The following is a 22470-nucleotide window of genomic DNA, read 5'->3' as shown; positions in this document are numbered from 1 at the left end:
GGCGGCGCGACAGATCACCTAACTTGTGCCGGTGAACAGGGACAACGGGGCCATCTGTTCGGGAAGCGGATGCAGCGGGGTGTCGGACTGCGGTCGAGGGGTGCTGGTGGCGCGGCGGAGGCCGGCGAGCTGGACGTAGATTTCGCGCTTGGCGGTCGCGTTGCCGCGCCGGTTGATGACGTAGCCGGTCAGCCAGACCCAGCCGGCGTACGTCGGGCGGTCGCAGACCGACACGACGCGGAAGGTCAGGGCGCGGTCGCCGGCGAACTGCACCGAGGTGCGCCCGTCGATCCGCAGCAGGTCGCCCGGTTCGGGACGCACGACTACCAGTGGCCGTCGTTGGGCCGGCACTCCCGGGCGTGCATGGTCTGCCAGTCGCGCAGCGCCCGCTTGAGCCGGTCGTTCTCCTCGCTGAGCAGGCGGATCTGCCCGTGTAGGTCGGTCAGCTCGTCGGCGAGCCGGGCCTGGAACTCGCGTACCTGATCGGGGTCGGCGCCACGGCGACGCGGGTCGAACGTGCGGGCCCGCACCTCGTGCGGGGTCAACCGGGCCGGCTGGCCGGTCCCGTAGAGCTGGCCACCTCGATACACCTGGGCCACGTCAGTCCTTTCTAGAGCAGGTGGGAGCGTGGAGGTCAGTGCGGTGGGTCTGGAAGGGCGGGCCGTCCGCACGCCGGCCGCGGGCGGCCCGCCCGGCTCCGCCGCCGCAGCTCTGGTCAGCGGTACGACAGCGGAGCGGTCCGGTGGGTCGGGACGGGCACACGCACCCGCCCCGACCAGGGGGATGCCTCTGCTCCTTGTTGCCACGCAAGGGGAGAGGCGGTCATCAACTTAGCTGTCCCAGTCGCCTGAGTCAAACGATGAGTTGTTGTGGGGTGTCGTTGCGTGATCGAATTGGCGTGCCACGCAGGGGGAGTCATGCCGATCACCGCCGACTACATCCGCATCGCCGACGAGATCGTCGCCGACATCAGAGCCAACAAGCTCAAGCCGGGAGACAAGCTGCCCTCGATCGCGCAGCTCGCTGCGATGCACAAGGTCAGCCCGTCAACCGTCAAGCAGGTCTATGTGCGGCTCGAAGCCCTGCGAGTTATCTGGCGCCACCAAGGCAAGGGCATCTTCGTCAACGACCCGAAGCTCTGGATGCGTGAGCCCTGACGCTTGTGCCCGCGAGGCGACGACCGTTCACGGGGTGGCGAGGAGATCAAATCGGGTGCACGCTACCCGTGTGAAGAGTTTCGTCGGCGTGACGGATGAGAAGTGGTACAGGTTCCTGGCCGCGCGTCCCGGCCTGAGGGAGGTCAACTTCTGGCGGCCTTCCGGCGGGAGCTTCCGTGCTCTCACACCAGGTGAACCCTTCTTCTTCAAGGCGCACTACCCGCTCAATCGGATAGTCGGCGGAGGCTTCTTCAGCGGCTTCACCCAGTTGACGATCTCTGAGGCGTGGGAGCTGTTCGGTGAGGCCAACGGTGTCGCCAGCTTGGACGAGATGCGCCGTAGTGTCGGTCGGTACCGTAAGCAGCCGATCGGACCCGACGAAGATCCGACTATCGGCTGCATCTTCGTCCGGGACAGCGTCTTCTTCCCCAAGGATTCGATTGCCGACCCACCTCCTGGCTTCGCGTCCAACGTGGTGCAAGGAAAGACGTACGACCTTGCCGACCCGTCGGTGGCCGGGTATTTCGACCTTCTGCTGCACCGACTCCTGGGCGTGACCGTCGAACTGGACTTCAGCGATCCCTGGCATCGACCCGGACCGGTGTACGGCGACCCTCGGCTAGTGCCCCAGCGACTCGGCCAGCGGTCATTCAAAGCTGTGGTCCTCGGTGTCTATGGACGGCGCTGCGCAATCACCGGGAACAAGGTCCAGCCGGTGCTCCAGGCGGCTCACATCCGGCCGCTCCCGCAGGGCGGCGAGCATCGGATCGACAACGGCCTGCTGCTCAAGTCGGACGTTCATATCCTCTTCGATCGCGGATACTTGGGCGTGGACCCGAAGTACCGGTTGATGGTCAGTCCTCGGCTGCGTAGTGAGTTCGGCAACGGCGACCAGTTCTACGCCAAGGCCGGTACACCCATCGCGGTGCCCGAGCGGCGGGGTGACCGGCCCAACGCTGAGTTCCTCGAGTGGCACCTGGACACGGTCTTCAAGGCTGCGTGACCTGCGCCGTGTGGAGGAGTTGCCAGAACTGGCCAGGCAGGGCGGGGGCCGTACCGGGGTATGGCCGTCTACGAACTGATTGATCGCGCCCCATCCGACGACGATGCGGCAGCCTTGCTGGGCGAGCAGATCGTTTGGACCCGGCCGCGCTCGTGGCGGCGCGCCGGATCATGGGACGGGAGCGCTGATGGGTCGGCCCGGTGCCGACGAACCAACGGCTCCTAACTCGGCATGGGCGGGTACCAGTCGGGCCGAGCCGGTCAGTAGGGCACCGACACGACGGGCTGCGGCACCAGCAGCCTGGTGGTGCGGAGGAACTCCGCCGGCGCGAACCGGCGGCTGAGCCGCATCGCGAGATCCCGGTCGCGGAGCCACTCCTGGTAGCTCGGCGGCACGTCCATGCGCCGCCAAGCTCCTTCCCGGATCTCCGCCGGGATGCTGTGCCGTTGCAGGACCTCCCTTGCCGGCGGATACGTGATGCTGGTGAGTATGCCGGCATTGTGTCCCTGTTCGATGAGGTGATGTGACGCGCCGAGTACGTCCAGGCGACCGCGCGAGGACCCGTGGCTGCTGCCCGGGACTGGTCTTGCCAGATGCTCCGGCAGTGCGCTGGGCCGGCCGGGCGGCAGGAAGCGCTGCCCGGTGAGGAACGCGTAGTGCAGGGCTATCCTGGTCAGCTCGTTGACGAAGTTCGCCGGCAGGACGTCGACGGTCGTCTCGGCGTACAACCTCGGCACGAAGTCCCGGAGGTGTCTGGCCTGTTCCTCCGCCTCTTGCCGGGCGCCGGGATGCAGGTGTTCGCTGCCCGCCTCGACCAGGTGGAGCATCGCCCGCAAGAGCAGGGCACGCATGAACATACAGCGGGTGTTGGTGACCCAGGCCTGGGTGGCCGCCCGTTCCTTGATCTTGGTTGTTGGCAGCTTGAAGTTCTGCTGGATTCGTTCCAGTTCGGTGTAGGCCGTGCCGGCGTACTGCAGGGCCTGGGTCGAAATGCTCAGCAGCCGTTCGAGTGCCCTCGGACGCTCGTGCGCCGCGAGCGTGCTGTACTTCGGGTGGCACAACAGCCACTCGAGGATGCGGAGATGGAGCCCGGTGGCTTGCAGAGCGACCTGTTGGGTCGCCTCGTGGAGCTGGATGGCCTCGACCTCGTTGGTGCGGTAGAGCTGTCCCTCCTCCCGGACCTCGAGCCAGTTGTTGGCCCACTGGAGCCACATCTGCGCGTCCAGGTAACGATGGACCTTGCTGTGTTGAATCGCGATCGAACGCAGCACGTTCGCGACGAAGGGGCCGCCTCGGCCGGTGGGCAGGTGCGCGATCACCGGCCAGAACAGGCTCTCGGTTTCCCCGGGCGCGAGGACGGTCATGTCGGAGGCGAGCATTTGGACGCTGTTCATGATGTCGGTGATGGCGGCGTCGTCGAGCTGGAGGTCGCGCAGCCGCCAGGCGAGCGGCTTGACCAGTCGCCGCGTGAGGTCGAGCCGGAGGTCCCGATCCGGGCAGCGGCGCAGGGCCAGCGACCACTCGTGTAGTTCGTCCGCGTCGCTGAAGTACCGGGATGCTGCGGCCCCGGGCAGATGGCGCCGCTCGGCCGCACGAGAGTAGACCAGCAGTCGGTCGTCCAGCTCGTCGAGCCGTAGGTCATCCTTGCGTCGCAACTCGTCCGGCGTTGGGGCCCGGTCGTCCTGTCCGGGCCGAACCTGGGGTGACGCGGGCCGTTGGCGGGGCGCCCGCCACGGCTCTGGCCGACGGGTGGGGGCGAAGGTTTGCGCCAGATCGCTCGCCGCCTCGGCGTAGTCGAGGGTCACCGATACCGCCTGCAGGAAGAGGAGCTGCGCGGCGGTCCAACGGGTTACGGACCGCACTGGCGAGCTCTCAAGCGGAGGCCTGACGTCGGCGGCGGCGAGCTCTACCAGAGCCGCCAACTTGGCGCGGATGCCGGGGCCTCCTTTGTCCTCCTGAAGCAGCCCCCGCCACGCGGCCCCACGGTAGGTGATGGCGGAGAGACTCGAATACGAGCAGTCCACCGGTTCGACCCACCGGTCCCATAACGCGACCCAGAGGGCCGGTACTGGGAGCCGATACCACAGGAGGGAAGCGTCTGCCGGACTCGGGCCGGGCATCGGTGTCCTGCCCATGCCGTCCAACCTGCCGCCGTCCCCCAACGGCACCAGCACGTTCAACCGGTGCGGGTCCCGCCAGCCGGGATACCGCACGTCGAGGTACTGCGCCACCCGGGAGTGGATCGCGAGCTTCCAGGCTCGGTACAGGGTGGCGCCGACAAACGCCAGTCGCTCCGGGTTGTCCGGGCCACCCGGACGCAGGAGCGCGATGAAGGCCTCCCGCGACCGCGCTCCGAAGGTCGTCCCGCGGTGCTGTTCGGCGAGGGCGTGGGCCAGGTGCGCCCGGTGCTGCGGGCGGGCCAGCAGGGAGGACACCTCCGCGTCGGGCCGGGCCGCCACCCAGGCGGGGAACGTTGCGCTGATCACCGAAGCCGACTGGCCTGGGCCGCCGGACCTCAAGCTGTCCCGGAGCTTCCGGTGGAAGTCGGCCTCCCGATCGGGCCGAATGTCCACGTACTGGTAGGCGTGGTCTGGCCGTACCGCAGGCCGCACGGGGATCTGCTCGCCGGCGCGGCCGAGGAAGCCGTGCCGGCCGGCTGCAATCGCCTCTGGCGGCCGGGATGCCGCCCGCTGGCCAGGCCGGTGATGAGCGGACCAGTACCGGAACAGCTCCCGTACCGGCTCGCAGTGTGCGACGGCGTCTCGTTCCTCGGGAAGGATCAGCATCGTGTCCGCGAGCGTGCAGGTCCACGCCTCGTCGGCCGCCCACGAGCCTGGCCTGTCACCGGCGGTGCCCTCTGCGACCGAGAGTCCGCCTCCCCACGACCGGATCTGTTGGCGTATCACGGGCAGCCGGAGCCATTCGGCATCCTCCGCCAGATATCCACCGATCGCCTTGAACGCGAGATCGGGATCAACAGTGGCCTGGCGCCGCCGATCGCGGAGTCCCTCACCGAGCTGTTTGGCGCGACCGTCGAGAAGTGCTTCCCAGATGCGCAGAGCAAAGTCCAGCTGGTTCGTTCGCACTGCTGTCGGGTTCGCTGACATGCGGCCTCCACATGGCTCGGCTCACCCAGTGTGCACAGTGGAGAACAGAGCGCGCATTGACCGAATCGCCGACCGCACCTCCTGAAGATAGTTGGCGATTCCCAATTCTTGGCGGAGCCGGTTGTCCGTCACGGCGGTCGGGTCGAGACCGATCGTTTCCACGGCACAGCCGTACGGCAATCCGAGCACCCGGATCGCGTCGCAATGCTGAAAGGGCACGAACACCTCGGTGGTGACCAGAAGGATGCGTTGGCCCGGGCGGGGATGGGCGAGATGGTCGGCCCAGAAAGTGCACGTGTCAGCGGTGTTCGCCCGCCGGATCGGATCAGTGGTCGGCGCCGCCACCACGCCGACCCGGACGCCTGCTGTATCTTGATACTGCTTGATCAGAAATGAGACGCACGGCTGCCCGGGCACAACATTCCCGCGTACCTGCGTCGGTTCGACGAGGTTGAACGCCGCGCGCAAGGCGACCTCCATGGCGCTGAACTCGTCGGGACAGCTTCCGACACCCAGTTCCAGCGCCAACTCCGCCTCATCCTTCGTGGTCGGCCGAAAGCTGCCCAGGCCGCACACGTCGGGAGCCTCGATCGTCTCCTTGAGAAGATCGCCGGCATACCTCGCCCGAATCAGGCAGCCGCGCAGCAAGCCGCCGTGGATCAATATGTGGTCATACGAGAGTTCTGACGGTTCGTTTTCCCCTCTCAGTCGGAGCGCCGTCGCTGCGGCGTGCACGCGCTCAGTGACGTCGGCTTTGAACTGCTTCACGATCAGGTTGGCGCGCTCGCCACCGGCCCGGAAGTCCCAGTGTCGCGCGGAGATCTCCTCCAATCCCGCGAGGAGTTCACTCGTGCCACCGGCTGGCCACTTCTCCTCGAAACAGTCGACAAGATCGCGCATGGCCGTGGAAGAGGCCCAGGCGCCGATGTCGTTGACGACCGCGGGAAGACCGGTTTCTTCGCGTCCGAGCCACCGCGGCAGCGGGGCCTTCGCGTAGCTGACCATGGAGTCCTCGCCCTCTGACCTTCATGTGCCGGTGGTGGCGATCCAAATTAGCCCGAGAGAGCTTGATCATTGAGCCGCCGGCGTTCTTCCCCCTAAATATGTCGGTCGCCGGGTCATAGATGTCGCGTCGACCCATGGGATCGCCGTCGGTCGGACGGGTTCGCGGGGGTCGGCAACGGAAGCCGGGGGAGGCCAGCACGATCATGAGAAATGGCAGGTCATCGACCGCGTAATGGGGGCCACCCGACCTGAGGAGGCAGACATGACCCCCAAGAACAACCGGCCCGAGACTCGCCAGCTGAACCACCCACTGTGGGTCACGATCCGCAGTAGCGCCGCAATCGTCGGCGCCGTCGCCGCCGCTTTCGAGGTGCGGCAGGTCTCGCTGGCTATCGCGGTGGCGATCGCCATCGGCGAGGTGATCGCCGTTCTTCGGCACAAGCGCGCCGGCTGACCGCAGAACGGTAACCGAGGGCCCCGGTCCGGCACCATCCCGGGCCGGGGCATTTTTCTCCGCCGTTCGGTCAGCCTCGCTGACAGCAGGTGGACGAAAGGCTCCTGAATGGCGACTCTCGCTGAGTCTGGGGCACGGTCTTTTCACGAGGTGATGAATATCCGTCTGATCTGAAATGGGAGTTGTGCCAGGTCGGCGCATGGCAGATCTTGTACACCGGGTGAGTGGGCACTTGTAGTTTTCCCGTCAGTCAGGTGAACTGATTTTCATACGCCGGTCGGGTGCGGTTCCCGCGTCTGTCCCCTGCACGACCCGACCTTCTCCTGTGGACGAATGAAAAGGAGTCTCGGATGGCGACCTGGGCAGATCTCACGCGCTACGTTCGGTCAAACTACAAGATCGCTGATGAACGGCCCAACCTCATCAAGCTCGTCTTCGAGACCGGAAATCTGCGTTCGCAGGCGGTGCTGCTCTGGCACCTCACTCTCGCCGACGGCGAGGAGGAGTGGGTCCAGATCGAGTCGTTCTTCGGCGAGGTGGGCTCGGTGGATCTGGTGCAGGCGTTGCAGGAGGTGGGAAACACCGTGTGCGGTGGAATGGCCGTCGCGGGCGACATGCTGACCTTCCGCCACGCGGTGCCCCTGCTCAACCTGAACATCAACGAGTTTGAGAGGCCGCTGGCTCTCGTGACATCAACGGCGGACCGCCTGGAGCGAATCCTGACGGGCGCCGATCGGTACTGAGCATCCGCGCCAGCCGCCGCCTCTTGCGGCGGCTGGCGTCGTCTGATCAGGCGTAACCGCAGTGTCGTCACGCACCGGCCAGCCCAGTGTCGTCCATGGTCGACCTGTCCTGTCGGCACGACCAAGCCGGAATGGTGGGTCCGCTTCCCCGATGTCCGTCGGTCCCGGCATGGTGTTCATCGGACCTGAGTCGGACATGGTCCTTGGGGCGGTGGTGGGCGGCAACTTCGGCCAGTTGCGGACCTGGCTGGATGCGCCACGGTCACCGGGCCTCAGCGCAGACGCGCGACGTCGACGCGCGGTAGGCCAAAGCACATCTGGTGACTGGCGCCCGTGGTCGATCATCAATCGTTCACCGGAACGGTGGAAACGGTTTCCGTGCGGGGGCTGTACGCCGGGGCGGTTCACCGCCAGACTGGGGCCCGATCGGAAAACGAAGCCGGTCGATGTCCAGTCGCCCCAGGACAGGGAGGACCCCTTGACCACGCTCGCGACCCCGCTGCGTTCCCCCGCTGCTCGCGTACGTCGCATCTTCGGCGCGTTCGCGCTGCTCACGGCCATGGTCGCCACCGCGCTCGTCGGCCCGTCGGTGGTGTCGCCCACCCTCACCGACCCCGCCCAGGCGGCCGTCTACAGCTCCTGCACGATGACTCGCTGCGCGGACGCCCGCACCGCGCGCTCCGGCTGGTCCGGCAAGGGCTTCCCGACCAGCCGGGGCTGGTACTCCTGGAGCGGCGGCCAGTGCAACTTCGCCGGTGGCCAGTTCTACAACCGTGAGGGCCAGCTCCCCGCCAACGCCACCTACTACGAGTACGACGTCTACCCGCGCGCCTGCGGCGCCGCGCGGGACGCGTACCGGATCGTGGTCAACAAGAGCACCGGCGTGACCTGGTTCTCGCCCGACCACTACGCGAACTTCTACCGGCTCTGATCAGGGTGTCGCGGGTCGGGCCGTCCGCCGGCCCGACCCACGCGACCGCGAAGGAGGTACGGATGGCGCCAGCGGCGGCGCACCCGCCGGCCTGGCTCACGTTCGACGCCCGGCCGGACGTCGAGCCTGCCAGGCCGGACGCCGAGACCGGTCTGTCGGACGTCGAGCATGCCGGGGTCGTCCTCGCCGGCGCGGCCGCCCGCACCCGGGCCGGCCTCTTCGACGCGCTGGCCATGGCCTTGCCCCTGCCCGACTACTTCGGACGCAACTGGGACGCGCTCGCCGACGTGCTGGCCGATCGGCTCGACACCGGCCCGCTGACGCTGGTCGTCCGGGACGCGGGGGAGCTGCTGGCCGAGGAGCCGCCCGCACAACTCGGTGTTCTGCTCGACGTGCTCGGCGTGACCGCTGCCCGTGGGCACGCGCCGCTGCGCGTGGTGCTGCACGACCATCCGGACCGGCTGCCCGCACTGCGGCACCGGATCACCACCGCCCTGGCCAACCGGGCTCCCGCCCCGCCACCGGGCACCCACTGACCGGCCCGCCCACGCCGCCCCATGGCGCGCCGGCGTGCGTCAGCCGGGCGCCGGCAGGCCCCTGTTTCAGGGAAAGAGGGGCCTGCAGGCGCGAGATGAGAACACTTTCCGTGAACCTGCGCGGATCTTGAGGCGGCACGCGGACGCCGATGTCAGCGTGCGGATCTTGAGGCGGTGTGCGGGCGCCGACGGCGGAGCGTGGGGCGGGCGGTGGGCGGGTGCGGTGCGCGCGGAAACCGGCGGGGGGGGGGGGGGGGGGGCGGACGTCAGTTGGGTTGGTCGAGGATGGCGCTGAACCGCTCCTCGGCGAGGTCGAGCTGGGCGAAGATGTGCCGCTTGACCGGCGCGGACAGCGGCGTGTCCGGCCGGGCGATGAGGTCGCGGAACACCGGCACCAAGGGCCGGTACTTGGCGGCCGACCGGGCCACCTTGGGACCCACCGTGTGGATCACGCCCACCCCGTTGTCGGTGAAGTCCGACACCTTGATCACCCGGGCCCAGGGTTCCCGGTCCAGGCTGGCCGCGACGTGTTCCCGGTACTGGACGTGCCGGTCGCGCCCCGGGTCGTACGCCGGGTTGGTGACCGCGCCGACCAGCCGGGCGACCCGCGGGCCGAACCGTTCGGCGAGCGTGGCCAGCGCCGCCGCCGTTGCGTCGCCCCCGACGGCTCCGGGTCGTTGCGCGGTGTCAGACGCGCCGAGCGAAAGTGGTCGCGGGTCCAGGCTGGCCAGCTCCGCCGGGTGGTCCTCGACCGCGTCGTGCAGCAGGCCCGCGACGATCACGTCCACGTCGCGGACCTGGTAGTGGTGCATCATCCGGATCGCCACCCGCAGCAGGTGGTTGAGGTACGGCTCGCGAACCCGCCGGTCGTCGCGGTGCAGCTCGGCGGCGAGGTCGAGGGCCTCGGTCAGCCGCGCCTGCGCGGCGTCGTCGAACGCGCGGATCTCCAGCCGGAACCGCGCCAGCAGGCCCGGCTCGCCGTGGATCTCGGTGATCGCGTGCATCGGCATGGTGGCCAGGTACGCGGGGAACTCCATGGTCCACTTATAACTGATCTTCGCTGCCACCGGGGTCGCGCCGTCGGCCACCCGACGTCCCGCACCCGCCGCCGGAATGCCGGTTGACTGTGCGTACGGCGGGGGTGGCGGCGACAATCGGCGGATGGACCGGCTGCTGAACCTGCTGGTGGCGCTGCCGCCTGCCCTGGTTCTGGCGCTGGTCTTCCTGCTGCCGGCGCTGGAGGCGTCGACCTTCCTCGGGCTGCTCGTGCCGGGGGAGATCGCGGTCCTGGTCGGTGGGGTGCTCGCCCACGAGGGGCGGCTGCCGCTCTGGGCGGTGATTGTGGCCGCGATCGCCGGGGCGGCCCTCGGCGATCAGGTCGGCTACCTGGTCGGCCGCCGCTACGGCCGGCGGCTGCTGGACCGGGCGCCCCGCCGGTTCGTCCGCTCCGGCGAGCTGCAACGGGCGCTGGACCTGTTACGCCGCCGGGGCGCCCTGGCGGTGGTGCTGGGCCGGTGGGCGGCCGCGCTGCGCGCGCTGGTGCCGGGGCTGGCCGGGACGAGCCACATGCCGCGCCGGACGTTCACCGTGGCGAACATCGCCGGCGGCACCCTCTGGGCGGTGACCGTGGCCGTGCTCGGCTACCTGGCCGGGGCGTCGTACCGGCTGCTGGAGCGGCGGCTCGGCTGGGGCGGCGAGGTGGTGCTGGCCGTGGTGGTGCTGCTGGTGCTGGTCCGGGTGATCCGGTCCCGCCGGGCCGCCCGCCGCGCCCGGCAGGAGTCTTCGCCGGACACCCACGCCGGTTGATCAAGAAGTTTGCGTCGAAATTCCGGCCCTGCCTGACGCAAACTCCTTGGTCAACAAGCCTGTCCGCCGGTCAGGTTGGGGTGGGGCCGAGGCTGTCGCGGCGGACCAGCTCGGCGGGGAGGGTCTCGATCCGGTCCCCGTCGGCGTCCGGGTCCAGGGCCAGGGTCATCGCCCGGGCGCCCAGCTCGGCCAGCGGCAGCCGAACCGTGGTCAGGGTGGGTGTCACGTCGGCGGCGATCGGCATGTCGTCGAAACCGACCACGGAGACCTCGTCCGGCACGCGTACGCCGCGATCCCGGAGCACGGACAGGGCGCCGACCGCCATCGAGTCGTTCAGCGCCACGACCGCGGTCAGCTCCGGTACGGAGTCCAGCAGCTCCGCCGTGGCCCGGGCCCCGGCGTCGCGGGTGAAGTCGGCGTACCGGATCCGCTCGGTGGGGAGCGCCTCGTCGAGGCCGGCGGCCAGGCCGGCGAGCCGGTCGGTGGTGGTGGTCAGCTGGTCCGGGCCGGCGATCACACCGACCACCCGGTGGCCGAGCCGGCGCAGTTCCGCCCCGACCAGGCGGGCGCCCTCCTCGTTGGCCGGCAGCACGGCGTCCCCTCGGTGCCGGTGCCGGCCGACCAGCGCTACTCGCCCGCCGGTGGCCACGTATGCGGTGAGCCGCTCGTCGAGCAGCGCGTTGACACCCTCGTCGTGGTAGCCGGACCCGGCCAGCACGATCGCGGCCACCTGCTGGGCGCGGAGCAGGTCGACGTACTCCAGCTCGCGTTCCGGGTCCCGGTAGCTGTTGCAGATGATGACCAGCCGGCCCTGCTCAGTGGCGACCCGTTGCAGCCCCCGGGTCACCTCGGCGAAGTACGGGTCGGAGACGTCGTGCACCACCACGCCGACCACGCTGCGCTGAGGCCGGGCCAGCAGTTGGGCGTGCGCGTTCGGGACGTACCGCAGCTCGGCGACGGCCCTGAGCACCCGCTCGCGCAGATCGTCCGCGACCGGCTTGCTGCTGCGGTTGATCACCCGCGACGCGGTCGCGGGGGAGACGCCCGCCCGGCGGGCGACGTCGGCCAGCGTCGCCATACCACCCCTTTTCCTACCCGGTCGAGAGGGTACCGCAGGATGGTCGGGAAAGCCCTTGCCTGATCGGCGGACGCCACCCTCTCCCCGACCCCGCGTCATCAGGACGGGACGGTGGGTCGGGAGGTGGTGGCGGTGGTCCGCACCGCCTTGACGATGGCGGGGATGGAGCCGACCAGCAGGACCAGCGCCCAGACCGCCGCCACCACGGCGAAGACCAGCGCGCCGAGGTCGTCGGTGATGCTGACCAGGATCACCGGCACCAGCCGGTGCAGGAACTCCAGCCCCACCGTGCAGACCAACGTGGTCAGTGCCAGCAGCACCAGGCCCTTGTTCTGCAGGAAGCGCGGTTGCGCGAGCAGCAGCAGGCCGGCCCAGACCAGTTTGAGTAGCAGCACCAGGCCGAGCAGCACGGCCGCATCGCCGACCGGGAAGAACCCCCACACCGCCAGGTACGCCAGCGTGCCGAACGGTGCCGCCAGGAACAGCGAGACCAGCACGGTCAGCTCGACGAAGGCCACGATCAGCAGGACCACCGAGACGATCAGCAGGACGATCCCGAAGATCAGGGTGGCCACCCCCTGCAGCCGGCCCTGGATCCGGTCCGGCACCACCAGGCTCAGGCTGAACAGCCCGGTGGTCCAGAGCGCCACCACGTCGATCAGCGCGAGGTAGCCGGTGCCCCGGCCGGCGGGCTCGGTGACCGTCCCGACGTTGCCGAGATCCACGCCCAACTGCCCGGCACTGTCCCGCAGCGCGCCGCTCGCGTCCCCGCCGCCGGTGAGCAGCGCCGCCCCCAGCTCAAGCGCCACCACCAGCGCCACCGCGAGCAGCGCCAGCAGCAGGAACGGTTTGCGCAGCTCACCCATGACGTGCCTCCCTCCCGGCCGCGGGGCCCACCCGGCGGCCGGGTGTCCCTCCGATCAGGACCGGGCAACGGTGACCGTGCATCCGTCACCTCCCGGGCAGCTCAGGGCGACCTCGGTCGCCCGGTCGACGGCCACCTTCGCCACCGCCGTACCGTCGTCGCCGGGGCTCACCTCGTCGCGGACCGTGACCTCAGCGTCCCCCGGCGCGGGCGCGGTCACCCCGAACGCCGCCGGGCTGCGCAGCACCAGGGTGCGCAGGCCGCCCGGGTCGGCGACCCGCAGCAGGCAGGCGGTGCGGAAGGTGACCACCGTGCCGTCGGGGGACGTGGTCGGCGGCGTGGCGGGCGGCGCGCAGGCGACGGTGACCGTGGCCGGGTCGACCGTGGCGGTGCCGCCGCCCAGCCCGCTCAGCCAGCCCGGCCGGGCGGCCGGGTCCCCCCGGTCGTGCCGGTCCCCGCCGATCGCCAGCAGGTAGACCGCCACCAGCAGTCCGGCGAGCGCCGCCAGCAGCACCTTCTGCCGCCCGCTCATGGCTGGATTAGCTGGGTGAACCGGAGCTGGTCGACACCGGCGAAGTAGCGGTCGGTGCCCTGAGTCCTGCTCACCGCCACCAGGGTGACCTGGTGGGTGCCCTTGCTCAGGGTGAGGGTGCCGACGTCGATCCAGTCGGTCTTCACCACGGTCGGGCTGAAGCCGAAGAAGGTGTCGCCGACCTGCCGGCCGTCCACCAGGAAGATGGTGTTGGCGTAGTCGAACGACGTGGTGCGCACGGTGGAGAAGCGCCAGGTCCCATCGACCGGCAGGTCCACCGTGACGGTCACCCGGTCGCCGACCGTCCGACCCTGGAAGAACAGCTGGGCGTCGCCCGACCAGGTGACGAGGCAGCAGTTCTGCTGCTCAACCACCGTCGCCGCCGCCGGGCCGGCCGACTGGACCACCGCGCCCGGCACCAGGCTCTCCGCCTCCAGGATCACCTCCTGCGCTCGGGGCGGCGGAGGCGGCGGGTCACCGCCGCGGGTCACCAGCCAGCCGACCACCCCGGCCGCCACCAGCACCAGCGCCGCCGCGGCCGCGAGCCACGGCCACGGCGCACGCTTCGGCGGTACGGCGGCCCGCGCGTCGTAGGTCACCCGGCCGCTGGCGCGGGAACTCTCCTCGGGCGCGGTGTTCGCCGAGTACGCGAAGCCGGTCATGTCGTAGCGCCGGGGCGGGGTGCCGGGCGGCACGGTGAGCCGGACCAGGAAGGAGACTGAGCCCTGCCCGGGCACCACCCGCTGCGGCTCGGCGACGGTGAACCAGGCCCGCTGGCTGCCCTCGCCGGGCGCCACGTCGAAGACCACGGTGTCCGGTGCCGTGCCCGGGTTGGAGACGGTGAAGGTGAGCTCGCCGCTGTTGCGGGCGTCCAGGGTGAACTGCTCGGCGGCCGCGACGACCGCCCATTCGGTGGTCATGACGGCTCCTCTGGGGACGGCACGGACGGCGGGGACGGGACAGCGGTGACGATCTCGGCGGTGACCGCGGCCGGTTTCTCCGCCTCGACGATGCGGGTGATCACGGCGAGCTGGTCGGCGGCGGCCGGCGGCACCCGGACCACCACGTGGAACGGCCGCTCCGCCGGCTCCTCGAGCAGGAAGCCGCTCACCCCGGTGGCCAGTTCCAGCGCGGTGCGCATCCCGTACGGGGTGCCCCGCCAGCGGGCCAGCAGCGCGCCGTGCGCGACCAGGTCCCGCAGCCGGCCCACCGGCAGCGGCAGTGGCGCATCGGCGCGGGGCGCGGCGACCACGTGGTCCATCGCCACCCAGCGGGTCAGGTACGCGACGAAGCCGTCCCGGGTCCGGTATGGCGCGAAGAGGGCGTCGACGTCGGCGAGCACCGCCTCGTCCGGGGCGTGCAACGCCTCCATCACGTCCAGCAGCGCGCCCAGCACGCTGCCCGGCCCGGCGGCCCGCTGGTAGGCGGCGGGCAGCAGCCGCTCAATCGCCGCTCGGCGCATCCTGCCGCACCACCTCGATGTCGTGCTCGCCGGAGCAGAGCAGCCAGGTTCCAGGCACGGTGACCACGTCGGCGGTGGCCTGGTTGGCGCTGGCCGTCCAGTCGGCCGCGTCGCCGCTGCGGTACACCCCGCGCTCCCCGCCGGCGAGGATCAGCCGGGCGGCGCCATCAGCGCCGGCGGCCGGCGCAGTGGCGGCGATCGCGTCGACCGGGACGAACCGGGTCCGGTCCCGCAGCGGCAGCCCGCAGTTGACCATGACCGGCTGCCACTGCGGCTGGGCGGCGAGGGTGTCCAGCCGGACCACCCCGCCGCTCTGCGTGGCGGCGACCGCCAGGGTGCCGCTGAACGCCAGGTCCCGGCAGGTGCCGCCGATCCAGCCGGCCTGCACGGCCTGCCACTTGACGTCCGACTCGAACAGCCGGGTGCGGTGGCAGCCCTGGCCGGGCTTCCTCGGGTCCGGCTCGCCGGCCCCGCACCACAGCAGGGTCGCCGGGCCGTCGTACTGCACCGCGAGGACCCGGTTGTCCACGTTGGCCAGGCCGACGTGGGCGAAGGTGCCGGGGCGGCCGGCCGCGGTGGACAGGTAGACGCCGAAGCCGGCCTGGGCGGCCGCCGCCACCCCCGGGGCGCCTCGTTCGGAGACGAACGCGCGGACCGCGTAGAAGCCGCGGTCGGCGTCGGCGGGGTCGACCAGGATCTGCAGCGGCACCGCCCCGGGCAGCAGGGAGACCTCGTACAGGCCGGTGTCGGTGGCGAGCAGCAGCGCACCTGCGCCGTCCCGGTCGATCCAGGCCAGGTCCTGCACCCGGGAGTCCAGGTCGGTCAGCAGGGTCCAGGTCTCGCCCAGGTCGGTGCTCAGGCGGACCCGGGAACCGCCGGAGTCGCGGGCGGTGACCACGGCGACCGAGCCGGCCCGGGGCACGATGCCGGGGCGTACCGGGGCGGGGGCGGGAACCACCCGGACCACGGTCTCGGCGTCGAAGCGGCCGGCCGGCTCCCAGCCGGCGCCGGCGTTGGTGGAGCGGAACAGCACCGGGCCGCGGCCCGCGTACCAGGTGCCGGGCTGGTACTGGTCGACGGCGACGGTCCGCACCTGCGCGTCGGGCGCCTCGTCGACCACGAAGCGGACCGACTCGACGTACCGCACGCCCGGCTCGGCGTGCTCCAGCATCCGGTACACGTTGGACGCCCGCAGCGGCTCACCGAACGCCCAGCCGGTCGGGTTGAGCGGGGTGGGCAGCGGGCTGAGCGTCTGGTGCAGCCGGTCGTGGATGCGGCGGCGGACGGCGTCGACGTCCTCCTCCCGGCGGACCACCACCCGGGCCCGGATCGACACCGCCTTGTAGCGGGCCCAGCCGGCCCGGACCGCGGTGCCGAGGGCCCGCCGCCGGTCCAGGTCGGCCTCCACCCGGCGGCGGGCCTCCTCCACCTCGTGCTCGCGCAGCACGTCCACCGGCAGCCGGCCGCCGGGGCGGACCTGCTCCGGCACGTACGGCACCAGCACCACCTCGACCTCGCCGGGGCGGGCGAAGTTGTAGACGGCCGCCCGGGTGAACGCGCGGGCCCGGGCCACCGCCCCGGAGCCGGCGGCGAGGATCTCGTAGTCGCGGGCGGTGACCGCGCGCTGCTGGGCGAAGAACTCGTACGGCCCGCGGGTCAGCGCCGACTCCAGCGACTCCAGGTCCCGGCCCCCGCCGGCCGGCTCGGGGTTGTCCACCCGCAGCCCCGGCAGCGGGTCGCGCAGGCTGGTCAGCGTCCCCGCGGCGACGTTCCCGGCCGGCCCGCCGCCGCACCGGTACCAGAGCCGGATCTGCCGTCCGGCCGGCGGCACCGCCGCCACGGTCACCAGGCCGCGCGGGGCCCGTCCCGCCGCGCCGGGGTCGCTGCCGGCCGGGCCGCCGCCGGGCGCCGGGCCGGGCGCCCCCTCGACGCCCGGCCCGCTCTCCGGCCCGGCCGGCGGGCGTAGGTCCAGCGCGGGGGCGAAGGTGACCACCCCGGAGGCGCGGTCGACCAGGTAGACCTTGGCCTGCGGGCCGGCGCCGGCGAAGCTGTCCACCGGCCGCCAGATCTCGTACGTGCGTCCATCGTGCTCCCGGGCGGCCGCGCCCAGCTCCACCGAGCCGGTCGGCACCTCCACCCCGAGCAGCAGGTCGAGCGCCTCGGCGGTCCGGGTCAGCGGTGCCCGGGCCGCCCGGAACACCTGCCCGGCCTGGCCGGTGCCGACGCCGAGCAGTTCCGCCTCGACCGGCTCGCAGTGGTGCATGCGTACGGTCACCTCGGTCTCCCCCTCGGGGAGCAGGGCCGGCTCGGTGGTGACGAACACGACCGGCCGGGGGTCGGCGCCGCGGGCGGCGGCGACCCGGGTGCCGGCCGGGACGCGGACCGCGCCCCGGTCCGGGCCGGTCCGGCTGAACCGGACGTCCGCCCAGGCGGCGGTGGGCGGGTGCCGGGTCACGCCGAGCAGGTTGAGGAACGCGACGTACGCCTTCTCCGGCAACTGGTTCAGCCGGTAGATCATCACCTCGGTGAGGTACGCGAACGCCTCCAGCAGCGCCATGCCCGGGTCGTGCGCGGAGAGGTCCGTCCAGTCCGGGCAGGACCGGCGGATCCGTTCCCGCGCCTCGGTGACCAGGTCGAGGAAGGCGCGGTCGTCGAGGTGCGGCACGGGCAGCGTCATGACGTTCCCTCCTCGCCGTCGTCGGCGGGCAGCAGGTCGACGGAGAAGACGAGTTGGCCGGGGGAGAGGCTGGCCCGGACCCGGTAGTCCAGCCGGATCACCAGCCGCCACGGGGCGTCCGGGTCGGGACCGGCGTCCACGTCGATCACCTCGACCCGGGGCTCCCACCGCCGGATCGCCTGCCGCACGTAGTGGATGGCCAGGCCGGCGGTGGTGTCGTCGTTGGGCGCGAAGACCAGCCGGTGCAGCCGGGAGCCGTACCCGGGGCGCATCAGCCGCTCGCCCGGCGTGGTCGACAGCAGCAGGTACAGCGCCTGGCGTACCGTCTCGTCGCCCTCGGTCATGGCGAGCCCGCCGGCGGCGGTCAGCGCGAGGCCGCCGGTGCGACCGGCGTCGAAGCCGGCGCCGACGAAGCGGAAGGCCCTCATGTGTCCGCCTCCAGGAAGCTCTGCCGCGGGTCGCGGACGGTGTGGTGGACCAGCCCGGGCGGCGTGCCGTCGGTCAGGCCGTCCAGGTGGGACAGCACGATCCGGTGGCCGTCGACGCGCAGCCAGGTGCTGTAGCCGACGGTCACCTGAAGGGTCTTGGCGCAGGGCTTGATCGTGGGGCCGTAGTTCGGGCAGGCGGTGACGTCCCGCCCCTCCGGGTCGGTCGCCACCAGCACCGGGACGCCCTCGACGGTGAGCCACTGCTGGGAGGCGCGGTTGGCGACCCGGCCGTCGTGGTCGCAGGTGATCAGCGAGTCGCGGTGGATCCAGCGCATCAGCCACCTCCGTGGGCGCGGGCGAGGGTGCGGGCCTGCGTGGCGGCGGTGTCCGCGTCCTCGGCCGCCTCGGCGTGCAGGAAGTCGACGGTCCGGGCGCGGACCACCATCGCCCGGCCCGGCGCGGAGAGCACCAGGTCGCCGGCCGCGTGCACGGTGGTCAGTTCGGGTCGCAGCTCCACGAAGCTGCCGGCGTCGGTGGCCAGGCGCAGGGTGCGTCCGTCGTCGTCGATGACGATCGACTGGCCGGTCCCGGTCCGCATCGACCAGCGCCGGGACCGCCCGGCCACGATCCCCGCGTCGTACGGCTCGACCGCCCCGAAGAGCGAGCCGAGCACGACACCGGCGGTCGGTTCGCCGCCGGGCAGCGCCACCAGCACGGTGTCCTCCGGGTCGGGCAGCGCCACGATGCCCTTGCCCCGGCCGGCGCCCGGGCAGACCACGGCGAGCCAGCCGGCGTCCAGATCCCCGTACGCGGGCAGCGTCACCCGGGCCCGGCCGAGCCGGTCGGGGTCGTCGACGTCGGTGACCGTGCCGAGGGTGACCGTGGCCGGGGCGGGCGCGGCGGCCGGCGGTGGCTCCGGCGGGACGGTGGAGAACCGGGTCAGGTGGCCGTTCGCGTCGACCGTGTGCACCACCTCGGTGAGCACGTACACCCCGGCGACGGGCGCGGGCACGCCGGCCAGGGCGATCCGTCGACCGGGGCGCAGCGCGGGGTCGCCCTCGGCCGTCCCCTCCGCGGTGACCAGCGCCGCCACCCGCGCGTCCAGCCCGGCCTGGGCCAGCGCGGCCAGCTCGTCGTCGCTGCGCCCCGGCTGGTCCACGGCGGTTCGTACCCCGTCCGCGCCCACCTCACCCGGCTCGGGACGCAGCGGGATGCGCCGTCCGGAGCGGGCCGCGTCGACCTGTTGGCGCAGCGGCTCGGCGCGCTGCGGGTGCCAGCCGAGGACGACGCACTCCGCGCCGGCCCGATCGAGATTCTCCGCGACGCGGAGCGCGTGGAGGGTGTCGCCGAGGGTCAGCGGGACCGGCTCGCCGTAGCCGTCGAGGGTCAGCAGCCGCAGCCGGTCGCCGTCCATGGTCAGGTGCAGGCCGGCCCGGCCGGCGACCTCGCGGAGCAGTTCCAGGTCGCTGTGCCGGTGCTGGAGCAGCCGGTCCAGCCGTGGCCCGTCGGTCTCCGCGTCGACGGTGAGCCCGAGGTCGGCGCAGAGCGCCCCGGCCAGCTCCGCGGCGGTCACCGCCTCGAAGACCCGTAGCTCCTGCCGTTTGCGCAGCCGGTGCAGCGGGTCGTACGCCCGGATCCGCAGCAGGGCGACGCCGTCGGCGGCGTACTCCACCTCGACGGCGGTGACCTCGCCGGCGAACAGGGCGTCCGGCTGGCCGTCGAGGCGTAGGTCGAGGGCGGCGCCGGGGCGTACCGGGGGATCGAGGGCGGCGGTACCCGGCCCGGCGGCGAGGGTGAGCTCGCACTGGGTCGGCTGGTCGAGGCGGGCGGCCACCCGTACGCCCCGCAGCCGCCGGGGGTCGGCCAGCGGGGTGCCGTCGATCGTCACGGTGGCGGCCCGGTTCACGCCGCACCACCCCTCGCGTCGCCGCTTTCCCTCGGGGCGTGGCGTCCGGCCGGGCCGGCGGGCCGGGGTGCGGAAACGCTGGGGCGTTCGTTCGTGCCGGCGGGCTGCGGTGCGGTCATGGCCTGGTCCCTCCCGTCCCGCCGTCGGCCGGCGTCGCGACCGCCGGGGTGGCCGGCGGCACGGCCAGCGCCGTGCCGGCCGGCACGGTCAGCGGGTCGCTGATCCGGTTGTGCTCGGCGAGCAGCCGCCAGCGCAGCGGCGACCCGAGCGCGTCGTGGGCGAGCAGGTCGAAGCGCACCCCGGACCAGCCCGGCTCGGCCGCGCCGTCCGCCGCGGCGACCACCGCCGACCCGGGCGGCAACGGGGTGCTCGCCGCCGCGAACTCCTCCTCGAAGCCCGCCTGGGCCGCCTCGGCGGACTCGGCCACCCGGACCAGCTTCAACCGCAGCCAGGAGCGGCGGGGCGTGCCGGTGAGGGCGAACGCGTCGAAGCGTTCCGCGATCGCCACGATGACTCCGGGCACGTTCCAGGTCTTGCCCCACACCAGCCGCACCAGCGGGGGCCGCAGCCAGCCGTGCTCAGTGGCCGAGTTCTCCGCCAGCATCCACAGCGGACGGGTGAGCGTGCGGACGTCCTCGGGGCGTACCTGGGACTCGACGAGGTCGGTGTCGAAGAGCAGGTCCAGCACCAGTTCGGTGCGCCCGCCGCCGGTGAACAGCAGCGGGTCGTCGGCCAGGCCGGCCCCGGTGAGCCGGGCGTCGGCGCTGCCCCGCGGGCGTACCCCGGCCAGCCGGGTGACCTGCACGGTCTCCGGGTTGAGCAGGCAGTCCACCCGGGCGCCGGATTCGTCCACGAGGAAGGCCACGTGTTCCATCAGGAACCTGCCTGTTCCCGGTCCAGCCGGCGCAGCCGCGCGGCGTCGACCGTGGTGGCCGCCGGCAGCCACAGTTCCCGGTCGTCGGGCAGCGCCGGCCACGGGTCCCGCCGGCCCCGGCCATCGGGTACGGCGCCGGGGGCTGCGCCCCGGGTCTCGTCGGGCAGCGCCGGCCACGGCCCGGCGGCGGTGCGCGGCCGTTGCCGGGCGGTGGACGCCGGGGCCTGTTCGCTCCACTCCGCAGCGGCCACCGCCGGTCCGCTCGCCGCACCGGAGCCGTCGGCCCGCGCTGTCGCCCGGCCCGCGTCGCGGTTCGGGTGCATCTGTTGTCCCCCCAGCGACGACAGACGCACCCGAAGGCCCGCGGCCCGAACGGGAATGGCGCGGTCCACGCCGAGCAGTCCACCGTCGCGCGGTGGCGGTGCGGCATCAGGCGCATTCCGGTCGGTCCCCCGGTCCGCCCGGGGCGCGGGCCCGTCGCGGTACCCGGCAACGGTTGGGCCGTCACCGTGGCCGGGCCACCCGGTGATCGTCGGGGGCCCGGCGCTCAGGCTGGGGCTCAGGCCGGGCCCGGTCGGGGTGGTCCGCTCGCCAGGCCCGGTCGGGGCGGTGCGCTCGCCGGGCCCGGTCCGGGTGGTGCGCTCGCCGGGGCGGGGCCGGATCTGCCGGGCACGGCCCGGCTGGGTGCCGCGTACCGTGGCGGGTTGCTCGTCCGGTCCGGGGGCAGGGCTGGTCCCGGCGGTGGCGCCTGACCCCCGCTCGCCAGTCGTCCACTCGGCGTGGTCCGGGAAGCCGGTGGGCGCCGGGTCGGACCGGGTACCCGAGGCCGTCCCGGCGGTGTCGCCGCGGTGGCCGAAGGGGGACAACCCATGCTGCCCGGCGGTCTCGGCGCGGAGCTGCGAGCCACCGGCAGGAGCGTGCCGTTCCCCGTCATCGTGCTGGCCGGACGCCGTGCCCAGGTCCGACCGGACCGGCCGGTCCGGCCCGGACGTCGAGTCCGCGTCGGGGCGCCTCCACCGGCGGACGTCGCGCCCGGACCGCACCGGCCGCCGCCACCCGCCCCTAGTCCCGACCACGGTCCGGTCCCCCCGGCGCCCCGACCCACCGTCCCACCCGCCCTCTCCCGGCACCCCGTCCGCACCCGCCCCGCCCTCCGGCCCGTCGATCAAGAGGTTTGCGTCGGCCGACACTGCGGATCCGACCGAAACTCCTTGATCAACAGCGGGGAGGTCGAGAAGGGGGAGATCGGCCGGGGAGAGGTCGTGGAGGAGGCCGGGGGCGTGGGCGGTGACCAGGCGCAGCCAGTGCTCGGGGGGCTCGCCGGGGCGGCGGGACGCGGTTCGGTCCGCCGCCCCGGCGAGGCGGTCGGGGGGCGGGGCGGAGAGGCGGTCGGCCGCAACGCGCAGCGCCCGGGCCAGCCAGTCACGGGGTCGTCGGGGCGGCCGCATTGCCGGACTCCAGTTCCAGTCCCTCGTACGCCAGGGTCAGCGCCTCGATGGCGATTTCCTGGGCGAGGGTGTTCAGGTGGGCGCCCCGCCACCGGGTGGGCCACGCGTTGATCATGTTCCAGCGCAGCACCTCGGCGGTGCCGGCCGGGTCGAGCAGCACCACCGAGACGTTGCGCCGGCTCACCGTCCCCTTCGCCGCCGCGTTCACCCAGTCCCACAGCTCCCGCGACGAGGTGAGCCCGAAGCGGAGGGTGACCGGGGCGTACTCGACCTGCCCGGGGACGGCCCGGATCCGCTCGTTGCCGGCCTCCCGGTACGCCAGCGACGGGATGTTCACCTCGAAGCCGCTGACCTCGGTGAAGTGCCCGTTGGTGATCCCGTTGATCAGCAGCTTGAAGTGGTACGCCCGGTAGGGGTCGACGGGGGCGCCCGGTTGCGGGGTGGCCGTGGTCGGCATG

25 protein-coding genes are annotated in these 22470 nt (G+C 72.4%); 8 read left to right on the top strand and 17 right to left on the bottom strand.

Translation table 11 applies throughout. From position 1 onward, the window contains the following. Positions 1-18: 18 nt before the first annotated feature. Together ACFYM6_RS19640 and ACFYM6_RS19635 are read right to left on the bottom strand one after the other, a co-directional pair. Positions 19-321, bottom strand: a complete 303-nt coding sequence (locus ACFYM6_RS19640) for a hypothetical protein (RefSeq protein WP_387277326.1) — start codon at positions 319-321, stop codon at positions 19-21. 2 nt (positions 322-323) lie between these two features. Continuing rightward, entirely contained in the window at positions 324-599 is a 276-nt protein-coding gene (locus tag ACFYM6_RS19635; protein WP_387277324.1) for a DivIVA domain-containing protein, read from the bottom strand. Between the two features lie 318 nt (positions 600-917). On the opposite strand from ACFYM6_RS19635, the gene ACFYM6_RS19630 reads away from it, so the two are divergent. Beyond that, the gene (locus ACFYM6_RS19630) at positions 918-1157 is read left to right on the top strand and encodes a winged helix-turn-helix domain-containing protein (RefSeq protein WP_387277322.1); all 240 of its coding nucleotides are present in this window, start codon (positions 918-920) and stop codon (positions 1155-1157) included. Between the two features lie 70 nt (positions 1158-1227). Next, the gene (locus ACFYM6_RS19625; RefSeq protein WP_387277320.1) at positions 1228-2160 is read left to right on the top strand and encodes an HNH endonuclease; all 933 of its coding nucleotides are present in this window, start codon (positions 1228-1230) and stop codon (positions 2158-2160) included. 260 nt (positions 2161-2420) lie between these two features. On the opposite strand, the gene ACFYM6_RS19620 is transcribed toward ACFYM6_RS19625, so the two are convergent. Continuing rightward, on the bottom strand, positions 2421-4646 hold the full coding sequence (locus ACFYM6_RS19620; protein ID WP_387277318.1) for a hypothetical protein: 2226 nt from the start codon (positions 4644-4646) through the stop codon (positions 2421-2423). A 51-nt stretch (positions 4647-4697) separates the two neighbouring features. Between ACFYM6_RS19620 and ACFYM6_RS19615 the strand changes: the two genes are divergently transcribed. Beyond that, on the top strand, positions 4698-5264 hold the full coding sequence (locus ACFYM6_RS19615) for a hypothetical protein (protein ID WP_387277316.1): 567 nt from the start codon (positions 4698-4700) through the stop codon (positions 5262-5264). 24 nt (positions 5265-5288) lie between these two features. Here ACFYM6_RS19615 and ACFYM6_RS19610 read toward each other — a convergent pair whose 3' ends face one another. Next, positions 5289-6272: a hypothetical protein gene (locus ACFYM6_RS19610; protein ID WP_387277314.1), complete on the bottom strand. Its 984-nt coding sequence runs from the start codon at positions 6270-6272 to the stop codon at positions 5289-5291. 262 nt (positions 6273-6534) lie between these two features. Here ACFYM6_RS19610 and ACFYM6_RS19605 point away from each other — a divergent pair, with 262 nt between their 5' ends. The 4 genes from ACFYM6_RS19605 to ACFYM6_RS19590 all read left to right on the top strand — a co-directional run bounded on the left by ACFYM6_RS19605 (position 6535) and on the right by ACFYM6_RS19590 (position 8936). Continuing rightward, positions 6535-6726 carry a hypothetical protein gene (locus tag ACFYM6_RS19605; RefSeq protein WP_387277312.1) on the top strand — a complete coding sequence of 64 codons (192 nt, stop codon included), beginning with the start codon at positions 6535-6537 and terminating at the stop codon, positions 6724-6726. A gap of 350 nt (positions 6727-7076) precedes the next feature. After that, positions 7077-7469 carry a hypothetical protein gene (locus ACFYM6_RS19600; RefSeq protein WP_387277310.1) on the top strand — a complete coding sequence of 131 codons (393 nt, stop codon included), beginning with the start codon at positions 7077-7079 and terminating at the stop codon, positions 7467-7469. A gap of 559 nt (positions 7470-8028) precedes the next feature. Further along, the gene (locus ACFYM6_RS19595) at positions 8029-8400 is read left to right on the top strand and encodes a ribonuclease domain-containing protein (RefSeq protein ID WP_387277355.1); all 372 of its coding nucleotides are present in this window, start codon (positions 8029-8031) and stop codon (positions 8398-8400) included. A 62-nt stretch (positions 8401-8462) separates the two neighbouring features. Further along, positions 8463-8936 carry a barstar family protein gene (locus tag ACFYM6_RS19590; RefSeq protein WP_387277308.1) on the top strand — a complete coding sequence of 158 codons (474 nt, stop codon included), beginning with the start codon at positions 8463-8465 and terminating at the stop codon, positions 8934-8936. Between the two features lie 266 nt (positions 8937-9202). Here the strand turns inward: ACFYM6_RS19590 and ACFYM6_RS19585 are convergent, their stop codons facing one another. Then, entirely contained in the window at positions 9203-9973 is a 771-nt protein-coding gene (locus ACFYM6_RS19585; protein WP_387277353.1) for an HD domain-containing protein, read from the bottom strand. A 124-nt stretch (positions 9974-10097) separates the two neighbouring features. Here ACFYM6_RS19585 and ACFYM6_RS19580 point away from each other — a divergent pair, with 124 nt between their 5' ends. After that, positions 10098-10742, top strand: a complete 645-nt coding sequence (locus ACFYM6_RS19580; RefSeq protein ID WP_387277306.1) for a DedA family protein — start codon at positions 10098-10100, stop codon at positions 10740-10742. 70 nt (positions 10743-10812) lie between these two features. On the opposite strand, the gene ACFYM6_RS19575 is transcribed toward ACFYM6_RS19580, so the two are convergent. The 12 genes from ACFYM6_RS19575 to ACFYM6_RS19520 form a co-directional block, all read right to left on the bottom strand. After that, on the bottom strand, positions 10813-11820 hold the full coding sequence (locus tag ACFYM6_RS19575; protein WP_387277305.1) for a LacI family DNA-binding transcriptional regulator: 1008 nt from the start codon (positions 11818-11820) through the stop codon (positions 10813-10815). A 98-nt stretch (positions 11821-11918) separates the two neighbouring features. Then, entirely contained in the window at positions 11919-12686 is a 768-nt protein-coding gene (locus ACFYM6_RS19570) for a hypothetical protein (RefSeq protein WP_387277303.1), read from the bottom strand. Between the two features lie 54 nt (positions 12687-12740). Then, positions 12741-13217, bottom strand: coding sequence for a hypothetical protein (locus ACFYM6_RS19565; RefSeq protein ID WP_387277301.1), 477 nt, complete (start codon positions 13215-13217; stop codon positions 12741-12743). Continuing rightward, positions 13214-14137 (bottom strand): hypothetical protein, encoded by a 924-nt coding sequence (locus tag ACFYM6_RS19560; protein WP_387277299.1) that lies wholly within the window; start codon positions 14135-14137, stop codon positions 13214-13216. Before ACFYM6_RS19560 ends, ACFYM6_RS19565 begins: the two co-directional genes overlap by 4 nt. Further along, positions 14134-14679: a phage tail protein gene (locus ACFYM6_RS19555; protein ID WP_387277297.1), complete on the bottom strand. Its 546-nt coding sequence runs from the start codon at positions 14677-14679 to the stop codon at positions 14134-14136. The genes ACFYM6_RS19560 and ACFYM6_RS19555 overlap by 4 nt, the downstream gene beginning before the upstream one ends. After that, positions 14660-17356, bottom strand: coding sequence for a putative baseplate assembly protein (locus tag ACFYM6_RS19550; protein ID WP_387277296.1), 2697 nt, complete (start codon positions 17354-17356; stop codon positions 14660-14662). Before ACFYM6_RS19550 ends, ACFYM6_RS19555 begins: the two co-directional genes overlap by 20 nt. Continuing rightward, on the bottom strand, positions 17353-17784 hold the full coding sequence (locus ACFYM6_RS19545; RefSeq protein WP_073836218.1) for a GPW/gp25 family protein: 432 nt from the start codon (positions 17782-17784) through the stop codon (positions 17353-17355). The genes ACFYM6_RS19550 and ACFYM6_RS19545 overlap by 4 nt, the downstream gene beginning before the upstream one ends. Continuing rightward, the gene (locus ACFYM6_RS19540) at positions 17781-18119 is read right to left on the bottom strand and encodes a hypothetical protein (protein ID WP_387277294.1); all 339 of its coding nucleotides are present in this window, start codon (positions 18117-18119) and stop codon (positions 17781-17783) included. Before ACFYM6_RS19540 ends, ACFYM6_RS19545 begins: the two co-directional genes overlap by 4 nt. Beyond that, complete coding sequence (locus tag ACFYM6_RS19535) at positions 18119-19690, bottom strand: phage baseplate assembly protein V (protein ID WP_387277291.1); 1572 nt, start codon at positions 19688-19690, stop codon at positions 18119-18121. Before ACFYM6_RS19535 ends, ACFYM6_RS19540 begins: the two co-directional genes overlap by 1 nt. A 115-nt stretch (positions 19691-19805) precedes the next feature. Then, the gene (locus ACFYM6_RS19530; protein WP_387277289.1) at positions 19806-20564 is read right to left on the bottom strand and encodes a hypothetical protein; all 759 of its coding nucleotides are present in this window, start codon (positions 20562-20564) and stop codon (positions 19806-19808) included. After that, positions 20564-20887: a hypothetical protein gene (locus ACFYM6_RS19525; RefSeq protein WP_387277287.1), complete on the bottom strand. Its 324-nt coding sequence runs from the start codon at positions 20885-20887 to the stop codon at positions 20564-20566. Before ACFYM6_RS19525 ends, ACFYM6_RS19530 begins: the two co-directional genes overlap by 1 nt. 1099 nt (positions 20888-21986) lie before the next feature. Further along, a complete protein-coding gene (locus tag ACFYM6_RS19520) occupies positions 21987-22469 on the bottom strand; it encodes a phage tail protein (RefSeq protein ID WP_387277285.1) in 483 nt (160 codons plus the stop codon). Position 22470: the final 1 nt, after the last annotated feature.

Source organism: Micromonospora sp. NPDC006431, assembly GCF_042870725.1.
Lineage (GTDB): Bacteria > Actinomycetota > Actinomycetes > Mycobacteriales > Micromonosporaceae > Micromonospora.
The sequence above is the reverse complement of the archived record's forward strand: the minus strand, read 5'-3'. Positions and strand labels throughout refer to the sequence as shown.

Coding starts and splice junctions, on each gene's coding strand:
- ACFYM6_RS19565 (WP_387277301.1), bottom strand. CDS start 13,217: ATGAGCGGGCGGCAGAAGGTGCTGCTGGCGGCGCTCGCCGGACTGCTG.
- ACFYM6_RS19590 (WP_387277308.1), top strand. CDS start 8,463: ATGGCGCCAGCGGCGGCGCACCCGCCGGCCTGGCTCACGTTCGACGCC.
- ACFYM6_RS19560 (WP_387277299.1), bottom strand. CDS start 14,137: ATGACCACCGAATGGGCGGTCGTCGCGGCCGCCGAGCAGTTCACCCTG.
- ACFYM6_RS19610 (WP_387277314.1), bottom strand. CDS start 6,272: ATGGTCAGCTACGCGAAGGCCCCGCTGCCGCGGTGGCTCGGACGCGAA.
- ACFYM6_RS19545 (WP_073836218.1), bottom strand. CDS start 17,784: ATGAGGGCCTTCCGCTTCGTCGGCGCCGGCTTCGACGCCGGTCGCACC.
- ACFYM6_RS19600 (WP_387277310.1), top strand. CDS start 7,077: ATGGCGACCTGGGCAGATCTCACGCGCTACGTTCGGTCAAACTACAAG.
- ACFYM6_RS19530 (WP_387277289.1), bottom strand. CDS start 20,564: ATGGAACACGTGGCCTTCCTCGTGGACGAATCCGGCGCCCGGGTGGAC.
- ACFYM6_RS19570 (WP_387277303.1), bottom strand. CDS start 12,686: ATGGGTGAGCTGCGCAAACCGTTCCTGCTGCTGGCGCTGCTCGCGGTG.
- ACFYM6_RS19555 (WP_387277297.1), bottom strand. CDS start 14,679: ATGCGCCGAGCGGCGATTGAGCGGCTGCTGCCCGCCGCCTACCAGCGG.
- ACFYM6_RS19550 (WP_387277296.1), bottom strand. CDS start 17,356: ATGACGCTGCCCGTGCCGCACCTCGACGACCGCGCCTTCCTCGACCTG.
- ACFYM6_RS19595 (WP_387277355.1), top strand. CDS start 8,029: ATGGTCGCCACCGCGCTCGTCGGCCCGTCGGTGGTGTCGCCCACCCTC.
- ACFYM6_RS19605 (WP_387277312.1), top strand. CDS start 6,535: ATGACCCCCAAGAACAACCGGCCCGAGACTCGCCAGCTGAACCACCCA.
- ACFYM6_RS19585 (WP_387277353.1), bottom strand. CDS start 9,973: ATGGAGTTCCCCGCGTACCTGGCCACCATGCCGATGCACGCGATCACC.
- ACFYM6_RS19630 (WP_387277322.1), top strand. CDS start 918: ATGCCGATCACCGCCGACTACATCCGCATCGCCGACGAGATCGTCGCC.
- ACFYM6_RS19540 (WP_387277294.1), bottom strand. CDS start 18,119: ATGCGCTGGATCCACCGCGACTCGCTGATCACCTGCGACCACGACGGC.
- ACFYM6_RS19575 (WP_387277305.1), bottom strand. CDS start 11,820: ATGGCGACGCTGGCCGACGTCGCCCGCCGGGCGGGCGTCTCCCCCGCG.
- ACFYM6_RS19525 (WP_387277287.1), bottom strand. CDS start 20,887: ATGCACCCGAACCGCGACGCGGGCCGGGCGACAGCGCGGGCCGACGGC.
- ACFYM6_RS19580 (WP_387277306.1), top strand. CDS start 10,098: ATGGACCGGCTGCTGAACCTGCTGGTGGCGCTGCCGCCTGCCCTGGTT.
- ACFYM6_RS19520 (WP_387277285.1), bottom strand. CDS start 22,469: ATGCCGACCACGGCCACCCCGCAACCGGGCGCCCCCGTCGACCCCTAC.